The organism is Mesorhizobium sp. 113-1-2 (assembly GCF_016756475.1).
In the GTDB taxonomy this organism is placed as follows: domain Bacteria; phylum Pseudomonadota; class Alphaproteobacteria; order Rhizobiales; family Rhizobiaceae; genus Mesorhizobium; species Mesorhizobium loti_C.
Genome location: NZ_AP023242.1, coordinates 4,442,800 through 4,458,379 on the forward strand (window position 1 = coordinate 4,442,800; position 15,580 = coordinate 4,458,379).

The window sequence follows — 15,580 nt, forward strand, 5'->3', positions numbered from 1 at the left end:
GCTCTGGGATCAGATTGGTCAGCGCAGGATTTCGGCTTCACGATGCATCTTGCTTCCGAAGATACCGGTGTGGAAAAGGTGGCCGCGCCGTCGGTGCTGGCGACCCACCACGGCTCGGTTCGGCCGCTAGTTGCCGAAGATCTCGAGCGCGTCGCCGCACTCTTCCTGACGAAGTTTCGCCGGCGTCGGCGTCATCTCCGCGATCGCGCGATCGCGGAGACGGCCGAGTATATGAAGAAGATCTATCTTGATCCTGCCGGCCAGCCTGGTGAGAGCAACGCGCTTGTCCAGATCAACCCGCAGGGCGATCTGGGTGGCTTCCTCGGTGTCCTGAAAGCCCGCTACGAGCTCAACGGAACGGCATTGAATGCGGCGATCATCGGTCCGCTCATGGCCGACACCGGCACCGATCACGGATCGGCCGGACCGCAATTGCTGCGTGCCGTGCATCAAGGCGAATTCGATCTGCATCTGACCGATTCGGCCAACCGGGTATCCCTGGCCTTCGCGCGTCCGTTGAAATACCAGCTCCTGCCGGTGCATTGTCTGGGATGGACCCGCATTTTCCGCCCGGCCGCGGTGGCCTCCGCCGTGGTGCGCGGCAAATGGCCGGGCGTGTCTCGCTTCGTATTCGATCCTTGCGCCAGGGCATTCGACCCTTTTACGAGAAAAAGATTCGAGCCGTCCGTCCAGCATTCATCGTCACACCGGGTCCATCGCGAGCCGATGGATGCCGCGCAATTTGCGGAGCGGTTGCCGACCCTTGTGTCCGATTACGCGCTTCGGCCGCGTTGGCAGGATGGCGAACTGCCACGGCTGCTCGCGCTGGCGGCCGAGAAGCGGGCCGACGGCCCGCTTCATTTCAGTGGGACCTACGACGAAGCCGGTAAAATGCTCGGTTGCTACGCTTTCTACGGTCAAGCCGGCGGCATGGCGAACCTGTTGCAAATCCAGGCCTCCGGATCGCACTGGGGCGCGACCCTCGATAGTCTGGTCGCGGACGCGTGGAATATGGGCTGCGCAGGCATTATCGGGCAGACGCAGACCAGGTTCATGCCGCAACTCTTCAGCTACAAGAATGTTTTCTTCCGCTATGCCGGCGGAACGATGGTACGCTCGCGCATTCCCGAGGTTGCGCAAGCGGTGCGTTCCGGCGACATCTTCATCGGCGGGTTGATGGGCGACCGCTGGACCCGCCTCAGTTCCGACGACTTCGGCCGCTGATCGCCTTCGATGATCTCATCGAACACTGGCCACGCGTGCCGCATGGCCCTTAGTCTTTTCATTGCCCGCGTCATGTTCTATGTGTGCCGACCGGCGCGGGGGCGCGTCTTGTCAATCACAAATGCATCCGGTACGCCCCTTTCATGACAGTTACCGTTCGTTTCGCCCCGTCACCGACCGGCCGCATCCATATCGGCAATGCGCGCACCGCTCTGTTCAACTGGTTGTTCGCCCTGAACACCAAGGGCCGCTTCATTCAGCGCTTCGACGACACCGATATCGCCCGATCGAAGCAGGAATTCGCCGACGCCATCCTCTATGACCTACATTGGCTGGGTATTTTCCCTGATGCCACCGAATATCAGTCGCGACGCTTCGAGGTCTATGACGCGGCAGTCGAGCGGTTGAAGGCGGCGGGCGTTCTCTACGCGTGCTACGAAACGCCGGAAGAACTCGATCTCCGGCGAAAAGTGCGCCGCACGCGCGGCCTGCCGCCGGTCTATGGCCGCGAGGCCTTGGCGCTGACGCGAGAGCAGGTGGCCGAATACCAGTCTGACGGGCGCCGGCCGCACTGGCGCTTCCTGCTGCCCAATTTCTCGGGCGATCCGCTACAGCCGGAGCGCACCGAGGTGCATTGGAACGATCTGGTGCGCGGCGAGGAAACGGTCGATCTGGCCTCGCTGTCCGACCCGGTGCTGGTGCGCGAGGACGGCACCTATCTCTACACGCTGCCCTCCGTCGTCGACGACATCGAGATGGGCGTCAGCCATGTCATCAGGGGTGACGACCATGTCACCAATACCGGCGTGCAGATCGCCCTGTTCAAGGCGCTGGGCGCCGAGCCGCCTGTCTTCGGCCACCACAATCTCTTGACCACCGTCTCGGGCGAGGGGCTGTCGAAGCGCACCGGGGCGCTTTCCATCGAAAGCCTGCGCGGGGACGGCATCGAGCCGATGGCCGTCGCGTCGCTCGCGGTGTTGGTCGGCACCTCGGAGAATGTCGCGGCCGCGCATGATCTAACCGAACTTGCCGGCCATTTCGACCCGGCCGCGACCTCGAAATCATCGGCCAAGTTCGATCCTGACGAATTGTTCGTGCTCAACCGTGTGCTGCTGCACCATATGCCGTTCGACGAGGCGCGGGACAGGCTGATGGTGCTTGGCATCTCCGGCGAACAGGCGGAGCCGTTCTGGCTGGCGGTGCGCGGCAATCTCGATAGGCTTGCCGATGCTGCGGGCTGGTGGCGCATCCTGCGCGAGGGACCGCAGGAGCGGTCCGAATTTTCGGCCGACGACCGCGATTTTCTTAATCAGGCCTTCGATATCCTGCCTGAAGAGCCCTGGAACGGTACGGTCTGGAAGGATTGGACCGGCAAGATCAGGGAAGCAACCGGGCGCAAGGGCAAGGGGCTGTTCATGCCGCTGAGGCTTGCCCTTACTGGACTGCCTTCGGGGCCGGAGCTTGCAGATTTATTGCCGCTGATGGGTCGGGAAGGAACGTTGGCCCGACGACCCTGACCTTGCGCTGCTCCGGCGGCAAAGCGGACACCGGCGACGTCACCGGCTTGGCGGAAAGCCGCTTGATGGCTTCGCGGTCGAGCCCGCCCTCCCTGTTGGCCAGCGTCTCAGGGTCGGCGCCCGGATCGGGCTTGGAGGCCGGCATTGGAACGAACGGTGCCGCGTCCGTTTCCGGCTGGGACTGCTGCGGGGGCGGCGGGTTGCCGCCAATGATCTGGAAATTCTGCGCGGCGTTGCAGCCGCAAGCCGGCGGCTGCGACTTGTTGGACTGCTTGTAGAGATAGGCGGTCGGCAATTCGCTGTAAGGCCTGCCAGTGACGGATGACGTCATCGAGGCGGAATCGTCGTCCATGCCGCGCGAATAGAAGACCTGCATTTCGGTGCCGGGGCAGCTCGATTCGCAATTCTTCTGGTCGCGCTCGAAATCGCCGACCGACGCAGCGTTCGACATCGGGAAAAAATAGCCGTCGCAGGTGCGCACGCAGGTGGTGTGGAACTCGCCGCCGGTATCTGGAAAGTCCGGAATGCCGGGCAGGTTCAGGACGCGACGGACATTGCGCTCCTCGCCGGAATCCTCTGGCTGATCGAGCGTGTCGCTCTGCTGGCCACCGCCGCCGAAAAGCTGGTCGAACAGGTTGGCGTTGCCGTCTTCTCCACGGTCGGCTTCCTGCAGCGGCGCGTGGCGTGGCGCGACTGTGTCGTCGCGGCAGCCATTGGCGTCGAGCGCGGCCAGGATGCGGCCACGGTCGTGACGCGAGCCGCCGTCGGCGAGCCGGGCACGCTTGGCCTGCAGACTGTCGAGATTGGCGTTCATGCGGTCGATGGTGGCGTTGAGCCCGGCGCATCGATTGATGTTGCGGGAGAACAGCGAAAACCCGCAACCGGCCCCGCTTGCTTGGTCGCGGGCCTTCTCGATCTGTTCGCGCTGCCGGTCGATCGCGGCATCGTATCTCCGGATTATTGCCGGGCCACCGCCACCGCCGCGCGAAGCGGCGGCAAGATCGGCCTCCAACTGACGACAAACCCGCGAGGCTGCCTGTGGCTCGGTGATGGTGGCGCCGGACAGCAGCAAGCCAAGCAGCATGGCAGCATGCGCCCGCTTCAACCCTCCGCTTGTCATTCGCCTCAAATCCCGCTTACCTGTGGTCGCCAAGCTACCCCGTTCGCGGTTAATCGTCTATTTCGGATGCGGTCCGGTGGTTGGCCGGAAAGCCGCCACCATCGGATTGATGCCTCAAATCGTGGCAACGCGCAGGGTTCGATCGTCCAGCGACAGTGGATCAGGACCGGCCTGCCGCAGCCGATCGTCAGAACTTGTAGTTCATGCCGATCTTGACCGCGTTGAACGTGTTGTCGAACGTGGTGTTGGAGTTCGGGGCATAGTCGATGGTCTGGTCCCGCAGATCGACATACTGGTATTCGAACTTTGCCGACCAATGGTCCGTGATCGCTTGCTCGAGTCCGGCGCCAACGGTCCAGCCGACCTTGGTGTTCTTCTCGGAAAAGCTGTCCAGGGGACCGTCGAGATACCGGTTTTCGACGCTTCCGTAAGCGAGGCCACCGGTGCCGTAGATCAGGGTACGATCGAATGCATAGCCCGCCCTGGCGCGCAGCGTTCCGAACCAGTCCACCTTGGTGTCGTAGGTGTCGCCTGCACCGACGTGGATCTCGTCGGAGTGTCCCTTGATGTCAGCTCCGGAAAAATCGGCTTCGACGCCGAGAACGGCGGAATTGATCTGGTAGTTGTAGCCAATCTGCACGCCGCCCAGGAAACCATCGGTATCGTAGTCCTGCGAACCTCGGATTGTCGGGGTGTTCGGCAAATTGTAAGTCGCGTCGGTCCTGCCGAAACCGTAGCCAATTTGCCCGCCGACATAGACGCCGGACCAATCATGGGCGGTTGTGGGCTCGACACTGATGGCGTCCGCGGCCAGAGCTTGTCCGCCGACCAGCGACAGCAATGCGGATGCGAGCAACAGGCTCTTCATGACGTCCTCGCCGTCAAATCAGATGCGCAACCATAGCAGGTCGGCTTCCCCCGCGAAATCCGCTTCCGGCCAACGCCGAATTTCCGCAATCGCAAGTTGCCGGTTCGCAACACCTGGTTTGCAACGAGGTGCTGCGGCATATGAGGGTGCTGCCCGAAAGACCAAGCCGAGCCGCTGAGGCCGGCTTCGCCTAGTCCAGATTGGCGATCGCCTGCGCCTTGTGCGCGGCCTCGACCACGGCGAGCGCCGTCATGTTGACCACACCGCGCGACGTGACCGAGGGCGTCAGTATGTGCGCCGGCTTGTCCGTGCCGAGCAGGATCGGCCCGACATGCAGCGCATCCATCATGGCGCGCAGGGCCGTCAGCGTGATGTTGGCCGAATCGAGGTTCGGGAACACCAGCAGATTGGCTTCGCCCTTCAGGCGCGAATGCGGGTAGACGCGTTGGCGCAGATGCTCCGACAAAGCGGAATCGGCATGCATTTCGCCGTCGCACTGCAGCTCCGGCGCGATGCGTGCCAGGATCGCCGCCGCCTGGCGCATCTTCAGCGCGCTTGGCGAATCGCGCGAACCGAAATCCGAATGCGACAGAAGGGCCGCCTTGGGCTCGATGCCGAAGCGCTGGATTTCCTCGGCCGCCAGCACGGTCATCTCGGCGATCTCCTCGGCCGTCGGGTCGACGGAGACGTGCGTGTCGGTGAGGAAGATGATGCCACGCTGCGAAATCAGCATGGACAGCGTCGACAGGTCATAGTCCTTGATGCCCGCGCGAGGGCCAATGATGAGGGTCACGTTGCGCAGGTGCCGCTCAAAGCGGCCTTCGAGGCCGCAGACCATGGCATCGGCGTCGCCGCGCTTCAGGGCAAGCGCCGCGATCACCGTGTTGTCGGTGCGCACCATGGTGCGCGCCGCTTCCGTCGTCACGCCGCGCCGGCCGGCGAGTTCGATCAAAAGGTCGACATAGTGGCGGTAGCGCGGATCGTCCTCCGGGTTGATCAGGCCGAAATCGACGCCCGGCTTGATGCGCAGGCCATAGCGCTTCAGCCTGACCTCGATGACGTGCGGGCGGCCGATCAGGATCGGCTCGGCGATGCCTTCCTCGAGCACCACTTGGGCGGCGCGTAGCACGCGCTCATCCTCGCCGTCGGCATAGATGACGCGCTTGGCGCTCGATGCCTTGGCGGACGAGAACACCGGCTTCATCACCAGGCCGGAGCGGAAGACGAAACGGTTGAGCTTGTCGATATAGGCGGCGAAATCGGTGATCGGCCGTGTCGCTACACCGGTGTCGCAGGCCGCCTTGGCGACGGCCGGCGCGATGCGCAGGATGAGCCTGGGATCGAAGGGCGAGGGGATCAGGAATTCGGGTCCGAAGATTGGCGTCTCGCCCGAATAGGCGCGTGCGGCGACGTCCGAAGGCTCTTCGCGGGCAAGGGCGGCGATGGCCCGCACGGCGGCCATCTTCATCTCTTCGTTGATGGCGCTGGCGCCGCAATCAAGCGCGCCCCGGAAGATGTAGGGGAAGCACAGGACGTTGTTGACCTGATTGGGGAAATCCGACCGGCCCGTGCAGATCATGGCATCAGGGCGCGCCGCGCGCGCCACTTCCGGCATGATCTCGGGATTGGGGTTGGCCAGCGCCAGGATCAGCGGCTTCGGCGCCATGTGCTGCAGCAGTTCCGGCTTCAGCACGCCCGCCGCCGAGAGGCCGAGGAAAACGTCGGCGCCCGGGATGACATCGGCCAGCGTGCGCGCCTCGGTGTCCTTCACATAAGGGTCTTTCCAGCGATCCATCTCTTCGGTGCGGCCTTTGTAGGCGACGCCGAAACGGTCGGTGACCCAGATGTTTTCGATACGCACGCCGAGCGAGACCAGGAGGTTGAGGCAGGCAAGGGCGGCCGCGCCGGCGCCGGAGGTGACGACCTTGATGTCCGAAATGGTCTTGCCGGCGAATTCCAGTCCGTTGAGTACGGCGGCGGCGACGATGATGGCGGTGCCGTGCTGGTCGTCGTGGAAGACCGGTATGCTCATGCGAGCCTTCAGCCGCTCCTCGACCTCAAAACACTCCGGCGCCTTGATGTCCTCAAGGTTGATGCCGCCGAAAGTGGGTTCGAGAGCGGCGACGGTCTCCACCATGCGCTCGATCTCGGGGGCGTCGATCTCGATGTCGAAAACATCGATCCCGGCGAACTTCTTGAACAGGACCGCCTTGCCTTCCATGACCGGTTTGGAGGCCAGCGGGCCGATATTGCCAAGGCCGAGCACAGCCGAGCCGTTGGAGACGACGCCGACGAGGTTGGCGCGCGCGGTGTAGTCGGCAGCGGTTGCCGGATTGTCGCGGATCTCGAGGCAGGGAGCCGCCACGCCGGGCGAGTAGGCGAGCGCCAGGTCGCGCTGGTTGCCGAGCGGCTTGGTCGCCTGGATCTCGAGCTTTCCCGGCGTCGGGTGCTTGTGGAAGTAAAGGGCGGCTTCGTCGAGGTCCGAACGTGCCGTTTTCTTGTTCTCGCCTTCCATGCGGCCGCTCCCTCGAAACCTGCTTCGAGAGACCTTTTAGCATGCGGTAGAGGTTTTTCGCGACGCTAATTGACGCGCCGACAGCTTTAAGTGCCGGCGCGTCAAAAATCACGAAATGTCAGATGCTTACGGCTGTTTCATGCCAGATGAGTCCTGCCGTTTCACCGACCTTTCGATCAGAAGGCGCTGACATAGAGACCGCCGTCGACCGGTATGTTCTGCCCGGTCAGATAGCCGGCATGGACCGAGCAGAGGAAGGCGCAGATCTGGCCGAACTCCTCCGGCGTGCCGAGGCGCTTTGCCGGCACATCGGCGCTGATGCGGGTCTTGCGCGCCGCGGCAGCAGCCGGGTCCTCGACGGTGCCGGCCTCATGCGAGCCGCGCAGCCGGTCGGTGTCGAGTTTGCCCGGCAGAAGACTGTTGATGGTGACGTTGCGGTCGACCACTGTTCGCGCCACGCCGGCGAGGAACGAGGTCAGGCCGGCGCGCGCGCCCGACGACAGGTCGAGGCCGGGGATGGGGACATAAACCGACAGCGAGGTGATGTTGACGATGCGGCCGAAACCGCGCTTGGCCATGCCGTCGAGCACGGCCTGCACCAGTTCGATCGGCGTCACCATGTTCTGGGTGACGCCTTCGAGGATTTTTGCGCGATCGAGTTCGCGGAAATCGCGCAGCGGCGGACCGCCATTGTTGTTGACCAGGATATCCGGTTCGGGACAGGCGGCGAGCAGCGCCTTCTGCACTTCCGGCTTCGAAACGTCGCCGACGACTTCCGTCACCGTCACGCCGTAACGCTGGCGCAGCTCGGCAGCGGTTTTCGCCACCAGTTCGGCATTGCGGCCGTTGACGACGATGTCGCAACCGGCCTCGGCCAGCGCCATGGCGCAGCCTTTTCCAAGTCCCTTGCTCGAAGCGCAGACGATGGCCTTCTTCCCGCGGATACCGAGATCCATGACGATTTCTCCTGTGATTTGCCCGGCAAGCTAGTCCTTAGGCTGGACCAATCGCAACCGTCATACGGTTGTTGCATGAATCGGGGCATAGGCTGCTCGAAAGCAAGGGTGAAATCGCGATGTCAGGCCAAGAGCCCCGCACTTTCCGCAGCATGTTCATTTCCGACGTCCATCTCGGCTCGAAGGCGGCGAAGGCCGACTTCCTGATCGATTTCCTGCGCTATCACGACGCCGACATCATCTATCTGGTCGGTGACATCGTCGATGGCTGGCGGCTGCGGCGGAGCTGGCACTGGCCGCAAAGCCACAATGACGTCGTGCAGAAATTGCTGCGCAAGGCACGCAAGGGCGCCTCGATCACCTATATCGCCGGCAACCACGACGAATTCGCCCGCCAGTTCCAGGGCGTGCATTTCGGCGGCATCGTCGTTGCCGACCGCGCCATCCATGAAACAGCCGACGGCAAGCGCCTGCTCGTCATCCATGGCGACCAGTTCGACACGGTGGTGCACAACGCGCGCTGGCTCGCCTATCTCGGCGACCACGCCTATGACGCCGCGATGATCGTCAACCGCGTGGTGACGCGGCTGCGCCAATTGCTCGGCCTGCCTTACTGGTCGTTCTCGTCCTGGGCCAAGGTCAACGTCAAGAAAGCAGTGAACTTCATCGGCTCGTTCCAGACCATGCTTGCGGAAGAAGCGCGCCGCTCGCATGTCGACGGCATCATCTGCGGCCATATCCACCATGCCGCCATCGAGAATTTCGGCGATGTCCAGTACATCAACACCGGCGACTGGGTGGAAAGCTGCACGGCCGTGGTCGAGCACTTCGATGGCCGGATGGAAATCCTGACCTGGGCGCAAGTCCTGCCCGAAGCGCCTGACGAGCCCTTCATTCCGATGCTTATCGAAGATCGGGTCGGGCAGGCGGCCTGACGCGCGACGACTTTAAGCGTTAATCGGTTAGTCCAGCCGGTTTCGTCTGGTTTTCCGCCATGTTAAGGGATCGATCTACGTCGCCGGCCGATCGTACGCGGCGTAATTGGATCGATTCATGTCCCTGCCGCCGCTTTCGCCAGAACAACTCGTCAAGCCGCGCCATTTCGAACTGCGCATGAGCCTGATCTTCGGCACGCTGTTCATATCGCTCGGCACGCATCTGCCCTATTTCCCGCTCTGGCTGCAGGCCAAGGGGTTTCACGCCGAGCAGATCGCCGTCATCCTGGCGGCGCCGATGTTCCTGCGCGTGGTGACGACGCCGCTGCTGACGACGCTCGCCGATCGGGCGAGGGACCGCGCCAATGTCTATGTCGCGCTGGTGGCAGCCTCCCTTTTGCTCTCGGCGGGTTATTTTCTCACGCCGACCTACGCGATGGTGCTGGCGGTATCGCTGGCGCTGACCATTGTCTGGACGCCGCATTCGCCGATCGCCGATTCGCTGGCGCTTTCGGGCGTGCGCCGTTTCGGCTCAAACTACGCAAGCATGCGAAAATGGGGTTCGATCTGCTATCTCTGCGCCAATGTCGCGGGCGGCTTCATCCTGGCGGCCACCGGTCCCCAGGCCGTTCCGGTGATCATATTCCTTGCCCTTGGCGCGGCGCTCGTCGCAGGCCTGCTGGCGCCGCGCATGGGGCGGCCGCGCAAGGCCTCGCCGCTGTCGGCGACGGAAATCCAGCATGCGGCGCCGAGCCTGTTCAATGCCTATTTCCTCTACTTCACCTTTGGCGTCGGCATCATCACCGCCAGCCACGCCTTCCTCTACGGCTTCGTTTCCATCTATTGGAAATCGATCGGCATCAGCGATTCCGTCGTCGGCCTGCTGTGGGCCTGGGGCGTCGTGTCCGAAGTCTGCATGTTTGTGTTTTTCAATCGTATTTTTGCCTCCGTGTCGGTCGTCAAGGTGATGGTGATCGCCGGCATCGGCTCTATCGTGCGCTGGATCATCTTCCCACTGGTATGGCCGCTCGGCCTGGGTGTCGCCGGTTTCTTCGCCGTGCAGTCGCTGCATTCGGTGTCTGTCGCGATGGTGCTCATCGGCCTGCAAAGAATGATCGCCGAGACCGTCTCCGAAGAGCGCACGGGCGCCGCGCAAGGCATCGCCTATTTCTTCAACGGCTTCTTCATGGCCGCCGTTACACTGGCTTCCGGCCCGCTCTATGACCGTCTCGGCGTCGATGGTTTCCTGGTGATGATCCCGATCGCGATCGTCGGCCTCGTGCTGATCGGGCTCGCCGCGCGCTCAGCCCCAAAGCGCCCGGTCCGGAGGGGAGACGAGCGAACCCTGGTAGACGAGACCCGGCACACGGTCGCGGGCAAGTAGCAGCGGACCGTCAAGGTCGACGAAATCGGCGTCCTGGGCGAGTAGCACCGCCGGCGCCATCGCCAGCGATGTGCCGACCATGCAGCCGACCATGATGCCGAAACCGAGTTCCCGGGCGCGATCGCGCAGCATGAGCGCCGCCGTCAGCCCGCCGGACTTGTCGAGCTTGATGTTGACGGCATCGTAGAGACCGACCAGCGTTTCCAGGTTCTTCGCCTCATGCACGCTTTCGTCGGCGCAGATCGGCAGCGGATGCGCGATGTGGCGCAGGATTTCGTCCCGGCCGGCGGGCAGGGGCTGTTCGACGAGGGCAATGCCTTGCTCCGCGGCAAAAACGAGGTTTGCCACGATGTTGTCGTCGGTCCAGCCCTCGTTGGCATCAAGGATGATTCGGCTCTGAGGCGCGGCCTGTCTCACCGCCTGGATGCGGGCGATGTCGTTGTCGCCGCCGATCTTGACCTTCAGCAGCGGGCGGCCGGCGTTGGCGCGGGCCTGCGCCGCCATCGACTCGGGTTCGCCAAGCGACAGCGTGTAGGCGGTTTCCAGCGGACGCAGCGGAGCCGGCCAGATCGCGCTTGCCACCGGCTTGCCGCTGATCTTGGCTTCAAGATCCCACAGCGCGCAGTCGACGGCGTTGCGCGCGGCTCCCGCCGGCATTGCGTCGAGCAAAGCGGTGCGGTCGATACCGCCGGCGATCCGCTCACGCATGGCCTCGATCGCGCCATGCACGCCGTCCATGGTCTCGCCATAGCGCTTGTAGGGAACGCATTCACCGCGACCGCGATGAGCATCCTGGCTGATCGTGCAGGTGATGACCTCGGCCTCGGTCTTGGAGCCGCGCGAAATGGTGAAGGTGCCGGCGATCGGAAAACGTTCGGCCTCAACCGAAATGACACGCGCCATATTTTTCTGCTCCGGCTATGCGAGAAGGGGTGTCGGCAAATCGACAAGGTCGGACCCATCAGGCTAAACAGGACGCCATGTTGACCATCGGCAAGCGCGACGCAAGCGGCACGACCGCCTCGGAGGCTGACCACCAACCACGCGTGGCGGTCCGCGAGGAAGGCGGCGTGCTCGGCTGCGCGTTTTCCGGAATCTGGACGACACGGACGGTGGCGCTGATCGACGCCGACATGCGCAAAATCGAGAAACGAAGCGGTTTCAAGATTTTGGCGCTGGATCTTTCGAAAATCGAAAAGATCGATACCGCCGGCGCCTGGCTGATCGACCGGCTGGTCAGCGCCTTCGAGAAGAAGAACGTCGAGGTCCGGCTGCAAGGCCAAAGCGAGATCGCGTCCATCCTGCTCGACGCCGTCGGCGAGGCTGTCCGGCGCGAGCCCGAATCCGGCCCGGCGCGGCCGCCAAACATCATTATCCGGGCGCTGGAGGCGGTTGGCCGGCGCGTCTACGAGATGCGCGACGATTTCCTCGCCTCGATGAATATTCTGGGCGCCACCATCCGCGGCGCGCAGATGAAGCTCGGCCGTGGTCATGCCGTCAACCCGGCGGCAATCTTCAACCAGATCGACCGCATGGGCGTCGGCGCCATTCCGGTGGTGGTGCTGATGTCGGCGATCGTCGGCGCCATCGTCGCCCAGCAAGGCGCATACCAGCTCAGCTATTTCGGCGCCGATATCTTCGTCGTCGACCTCGTCGGCGTGCTGATCCTGCGCGAACTCGGCGTGCTGATGACGGCAATCATGATCGCCGGCCGCTCCGGCAGCGCGATCACCGCCGAGATCGGCTCGATGAAGATGCGCGAGGAGGTCGACGCGCTGAAGGTCATCGGTCTCAATCCGATCGGCGTCCTGGTTTTTCCGCGCCTGGTCGCGCTGGTGATTGCCTTGCCGTGCCTGACGATCATCGCCAATTTCGCCGCACTCGGCGGCGGCATCGTCGCGGCCTGGCTCTACTCCGATATCCCACCTGCCGCGTTCATCGACCGCTTGCGTGTCGCCATCGATCTCAGCACGATTTTCGCCGGCCTGATCAAGGCGCCGTTCATGGCCATGATCATCGGCACGATCGCTTCCGTCGAAGGCATGAAGGTCGGCGGCAGCGCCGAATCGCTCGGTCAGCACGTAACCGCCTCGGTGGTGAAGTCGATCTTCGTCGTCATCATCCTCGATGGGCTTTTCGCCATGTTCTACGCAGCGATCGAGTTCTGAAAAGATGGCGAAGAGCAATGGCATCAAGATGGAGGAAAAGGACGAGAACGAGATCGTCCTTTCGGTGCGCGACGTCACCGTTGCCATCGAGGACAAGCTGATCCTCGACAAGCTTTCGCTCGACATCAGTCGTGGCGAGATCCTGGGGTTCGTCGGCGCTTCGGGCGCCGGCAAGTCCGTCCTCTTGCGAACCATTCTCGGGCTGATGCCCAAGCAGTCGGGAACGATCAAGCTGTTTGGCGTCGACGTCGACAAGGCAAGCGATATAGAGCGCCTGCGCATCGACATGCGCCTTGGCGTGCTGTTCCAGCATGGCGCGCTGTTTTCGGCGCTGACCGTGCAGGAGAACGTGCAGGTGCCGATGCGCGAATATCTCGACCTGCCAAGGAAGCTGATGGACGAGCTGGCGCTGCTCAAGATCGAGCTGGTCGGTCTGCCGCCCGACGCGGCGCAGAAATTCCCTTCCGAACTCTCCGGCGGCATGATCAAGCGCGCCGCACTTGCGCGGGCCCTGGCGCTCGACCCGGACATCGTCTTTCTCGACGAACCGACGTCCGGCCTCGATCCCATCAGCGCGGCTGAGTTCGACGAACTGGTCGTCAAGCTGCGCGACACCATGGATCTGACCGTCTATATGGTCACCCACGACCTCGACACGCTGTTTACCGCTTGCGACCACGTGGCGGTGCTGGGCAAGAAGAAAGTATTGGTCGAAGGCACCATCGACGACATGCTGAAGAGCGAAGAACCGTGGGTAAAATCGTATTTCCGCGGAAAACGCGCCCGGCAACTTGATCTTGCCGCGCGTGCATAGCCATAAGTGAAGCAATGGAAACCAGAGCCAACTACGTCATTGTCGGCATCTTCACGCTGGTTGCGATCCTGGCGGCGTTCGGCTTCGTCTATTGGACGGCGGCGATCGGCGACAGGGGCGAGACGACGCTGCTGCGCGTGCGTATCCCTGGTTCGGCTTCCGGCCTTGGCCGCGGCAGCTTCGTGCTGTTCAACGGCGTCAAGGTCGGTGACGTCAAGCGCGTCTATATCGACGTCGACAATCCGACCGTCGCCATCGCCGACACCGAGATCGACCGGCTGACGCCGATCACCAAGTCGACGCAGGCCGACATCGGCCTTGCCGGCCTCACCGGCCAGGCCAACATCGAACTCAAGGGCGCCGACCCCAAGGAAGTGAAACTCCTCGACCAGGCCGAGAAGGAAGGCAAGGTGGCAGAGATCGTCGCCAATCCCTCAGCCGTGACCAACCTGCTGCAGACGGCGCAGAACATCTTCACCCGCGCCGACAAGGTGCTTTCGGAACTCGAAGGCTTCACCAAGGACGTTCGCGGACCGCTGACGCAGACCGTGCAGAACGCGCAGACATTCTCCGATGCGCTGGCCAAGAATTCCGACGGCATCGACAAGTTTCTGTCCAGCGTCAGTGCTCTGTCCGATGAACTGAAGGGTGTTTCCGGGAAGCTCGACGGCACGCTGAAGGCGGCTGAAGGGATTCTCAATGCCGTCGACAAGGACAAGATCAAGAGCATCGTGGCCAATGTTGACACGGTGACCGCGAACCTCAAGGAGACATCGCAGCAGCTCGACGGCGTGATCAAGAATGTCGACACTGCGGTCGGGTCTGTCAATGATTTCGCCAAGCAGACGCAGGGAACGCTGGCCAAGGTCGATGGCGTGCTCGACGGTGTCGATCCGGCGCAGGTGCGTGCCGCTCTGGCCAATATCCAGAAGGCCAGCGAAAACGCCAACAAGGCCGCCGCCGACATCGCCGTGGTGACCGAAAAATTCGCCAACCGCGCCGACGACATCGACCAGACGATCAAGGACGCCAAACAGCTGGCGCAGCGGCTCAACGATGCCTCGGTGCGCGTCGACGGTATCCTCGCCAAGGTCGATACCTTGCTTGGATCGGGGCAGGCCGATGGCGTGATGGCCGATGCCAGGGATACGCTGAAGTCGTTCAAGCAGGTTGCCGATACGCTCAATGCGCGGCTTGGCGTCATCACCGACAATCTGGCGCGCTTCTCGGGCCAGGGCCTGTCGAATGTCGAGGCGCTGGTGCAGGACAGCCGCCGCTCGATCAGCCGGATCGAGGAGGCGGTCACCGATCTCAGCCGCAACCCGCAGCGCATTCTTTCGGGTGGCGACGGCGAGGTTCGGCAATTCGATGGCAGGGCGCGGCGTTGACTTCGGCGTCGGCGCGCCCCAAGAACATGATCTGCGGATGCGGGTTGATCTTACGATCCGGGGACAACGGGGATCGCGCGTGAAGTCGGTGTGGGTGAGAACGGTTGGATTGACACCGGCTGCGGCGCTGCTTGCGCTATCGCTTGCCGGCTGCGCGGTACTGGGCGGCAAGCCTGCGCCGCTCGACACGTTTGAGCTGTCGGCGCCTTCGGTCGACGCGCATGGTCACAGCCGCAAGCAAATCCTGATCGCCCAGCCCTCGGCGCTCAAGGCGCTGGACAGCCAGAACATCGTCATCAAGCCCTCCGACCGCTCGATCCAGTATCTGAAGGGGGCGCAGTGGGCCGACCGCCTGCCGCTGATTGTGCAGGCGCGGCTGGCCGAGACGTTCCAGCGCTCGGGCAGCTTTGCCGGCGTCGGCAAGCCGGGCGAGGGCCTGGCGATCGACTACCAGGTGATCGTCGAGATCCGTTCCTTCGAGGTGAGTGTCGACGGCGGTGAGCATGCCGAAGTCGACCTGTTCGTGCGCCTGCTCAACGATCGCAACGGCGAGGTGCGTGCTTCCAAGAGCTTCACCGCGTCCGCGCCCGTTTCGGGCAGCGGCAATCCTGCCTATGTCAGAGCGCTCGACAGCGCGTTTGGGGACGCCGCCAAGCAGATCGTTCGCTGGACCGATTCGGTGATCTGAACG

13 protein-coding genes are annotated in these 15,580 nt (G+C 63.3%); 8 read left to right on the forward strand and 5 right to left on the reverse strand.

The window, feature by feature from the left end; translation table 11 throughout:
• The first annotated feature begins 42 nt into the window (after positions 1-42).
• Both JN279_RS21505 and gltX read left to right on the forward strand, forming a co-directional pair.
• On the forward strand, positions 43-1,224 hold the full coding sequence (locus JN279_RS21505) for a hypothetical protein (protein WP_202350186.1): 1,182 nt from the start codon (positions 43-45) through the stop codon (positions 1,222-1,224).
• A gap of 143 nt (positions 1,225-1,367) precedes the next feature.
• Positions 1,368-2,741, forward strand: coding sequence for a glutamate--tRNA ligase (gltX, locus tag JN279_RS21510; RefSeq protein ID WP_202350187.1), 1,374 nt, complete (start codon positions 1,368-1,370; stop codon positions 2,739-2,741).
• Here the strand turns inward: gltX and JN279_RS21515 are convergent.
• From JN279_RS21515 to JN279_RS21530, 4 genes are all read right to left on the reverse strand, one after another.
• The gene (locus JN279_RS21515) at positions 2,659-3,861 is read right to left on the reverse strand and encodes a DUF2865 domain-containing protein (protein ID WP_096446468.1); all 1,203 of its coding nucleotides are present in this window, start codon (positions 3,859-3,861) and stop codon (positions 2,659-2,661) included. The two genes, gltX and JN279_RS21515, sit on opposite strands and share 83 nt — an antisense overlap.
• 187 nt (positions 3,862-4,048) lie before the next feature.
• Entirely contained in the window at positions 4,049-4,729 is a 681-nt protein-coding gene (locus JN279_RS21520; RefSeq protein WP_096446466.1) for an outer membrane protein, read from the reverse strand.
• A gap of 190 nt (positions 4,730-4,919) precedes the next feature.
• On the reverse strand, positions 4,920-7,244 hold the full coding sequence (locus tag JN279_RS21525; RefSeq protein WP_096446464.1) for an NADP-dependent malic enzyme: 2,325 nt from the start codon (positions 7,242-7,244) through the stop codon (positions 4,920-4,922).
• Between the two features lie 176 nt (positions 7,245-7,420).
• Positions 7,421-8,200 carry an SDR family oxidoreductase gene (locus tag JN279_RS21530; RefSeq protein ID WP_096446462.1) on the reverse strand — a complete coding sequence of 260 codons (780 nt, stop codon included), beginning with the start codon at positions 8,198-8,200 and terminating at the stop codon, positions 7,421-7,423.
• Positions 8,201-8,319: 119 nt separating this feature from the next.
• Here JN279_RS21530 and JN279_RS21535 point away from each other — a divergent pair, with 119 nt between their 5' ends.
• Positions 8,320-9,135 (forward strand): UDP-2,3-diacylglucosamine diphosphatase, encoded by an 816-nt coding sequence (locus tag JN279_RS21535; protein ID WP_096457350.1) that lies wholly within the window; start codon positions 8,320-8,322, stop codon positions 9,133-9,135.
• Positions 9,136-9,253: 118 nt separating this feature from the next.
• Positions 9,254-10,519, forward strand: a complete 1,266-nt coding sequence (locus tag JN279_RS21540; protein WP_096446460.1) for an MFS transporter — start codon at positions 9,254-9,256, stop codon at positions 10,517-10,519.
• Here JN279_RS21540 and dgcA read toward each other — a convergent pair.
• On the reverse strand, positions 10,439-11,422 hold the full coding sequence (gene dgcA / locus JN279_RS21545; RefSeq protein WP_202350188.1) for an N-acetyl-D-Glu racemase DgcA: 984 nt from the start codon (positions 11,420-11,422) through the stop codon (positions 10,439-10,441). The two genes, JN279_RS21540 and dgcA, sit on opposite strands and share 81 nt — an antisense overlap.
• 77 nt (positions 11,423-11,499) lie before the next feature.
• On the opposite strand from dgcA, the gene JN279_RS21550 reads away from it, so the two are divergent.
• The 4 genes from JN279_RS21550 to JN279_RS21565 are packed head-to-tail and all read left to right on the forward strand — an operon-like array spanning position 11,500 to position 15,577.
• Positions 11,500-12,687, forward strand: coding sequence for an ABC transporter permease (locus JN279_RS21550; protein ID WP_202350189.1), 1,188 nt, complete (start codon positions 11,500-11,502; stop codon positions 12,685-12,687).
• Between the two features lie 4 nt (positions 12,688-12,691).
• Entirely contained in the window at positions 12,692-13,501 is an 810-nt protein-coding gene (locus tag JN279_RS21555; RefSeq protein ID WP_096446454.1) for an ABC transporter ATP-binding protein, read from the forward strand.
• 14 nt (positions 13,502-13,515) lie between these two features.
• Positions 13,516-14,889 carry an MlaD family protein gene (locus JN279_RS21560; protein WP_096446452.1) on the forward strand — a complete coding sequence of 458 codons (1,374 nt, stop codon included), beginning with the start codon at positions 13,516-13,518 and terminating at the stop codon, positions 14,887-14,889.
• Between the two features lie 37 nt (positions 14,890-14,926).
• The gene (locus JN279_RS21565) at positions 14,927-15,577 is read left to right on the forward strand and encodes an ABC-type transport auxiliary lipoprotein family protein (protein ID WP_202350190.1); all 651 of its coding nucleotides are present in this window, start codon (positions 14,927-14,929) and stop codon (positions 15,575-15,577) included.
• Positions 15,578-15,580 lie beyond the last annotated feature (3 nt).

Excerpts from the sequence above, each read along its gene's own strand:
- JN279_RS21505 (WP_202350186.1), top strand. The coding sequence starts at position 43 with ATGCATCTTGCTTCCGAAGATACCGGTGTGGAAAAGGTGGCCGCGCCG.
- gltX (WP_202350187.1), top strand. The coding sequence starts at position 1,368 with ATGACAGTTACCGTTCGTTTCGCCCCGTCACCGACCGGCCGCATCCAT.
- JN279_RS21515 (WP_096446468.1), bottom strand. The coding sequence starts at position 3,861 with ATGACAAGCGGAGGGTTGAAGCGGGCGCATGCTGCCATGCTGCTTGGC.
- JN279_RS21520 (WP_096446466.1), bottom strand. The coding sequence starts at position 4,729 with ATGAAGAGCCTGTTGCTCGCATCCGCATTGCTGTCGCTGGTCGGCGGA.
- JN279_RS21525 (WP_096446464.1), bottom strand. The coding sequence starts at position 7,244 with ATGGAAGGCGAGAACAAGAAAACGGCACGTTCGGACCTCGACGAAGCC.
- JN279_RS21530 (WP_096446462.1), bottom strand. The coding sequence starts at position 8,200 with ATGGATCTCGGTATCCGCGGGAAGAAGGCCATCGTCTGCGCTTCGAGC.
- JN279_RS21535 (WP_096457350.1), top strand. The coding sequence starts at position 8,320 with ATGTCAGGCCAAGAGCCCCGCACTTTCCGCAGCATGTTCATTTCCGAC.
- JN279_RS21540 (WP_096446460.1), top strand. The coding sequence starts at position 9,254 with ATGTCCCTGCCGCCGCTTTCGCCAGAACAACTCGTCAAGCCGCGCCAT.
- dgcA (WP_202350188.1), bottom strand. The coding sequence starts at position 11,422 with ATGGCGCGTGTCATTTCGGTTGAGGCCGAACGTTTTCCGATCGCCGGC.
- JN279_RS21550 (WP_202350189.1), top strand. The coding sequence starts at position 11,500 with ATGTTGACCATCGGCAAGCGCGACGCAAGCGGCACGACCGCCTCGGAG.
- JN279_RS21555 (WP_096446454.1), top strand. The coding sequence starts at position 12,692 with ATGGCGAAGAGCAATGGCATCAAGATGGAGGAAAAGGACGAGAACGAG.
- JN279_RS21560 (WP_096446452.1), top strand. The coding sequence starts at position 13,516 with ATGGAAACCAGAGCCAACTACGTCATTGTCGGCATCTTCACGCTGGTT.
- JN279_RS21565 (WP_202350190.1), top strand. The coding sequence starts at position 14,927 with ATGCGGGTTGATCTTACGATCCGGGGACAACGGGGATCGCGCGTGAAG.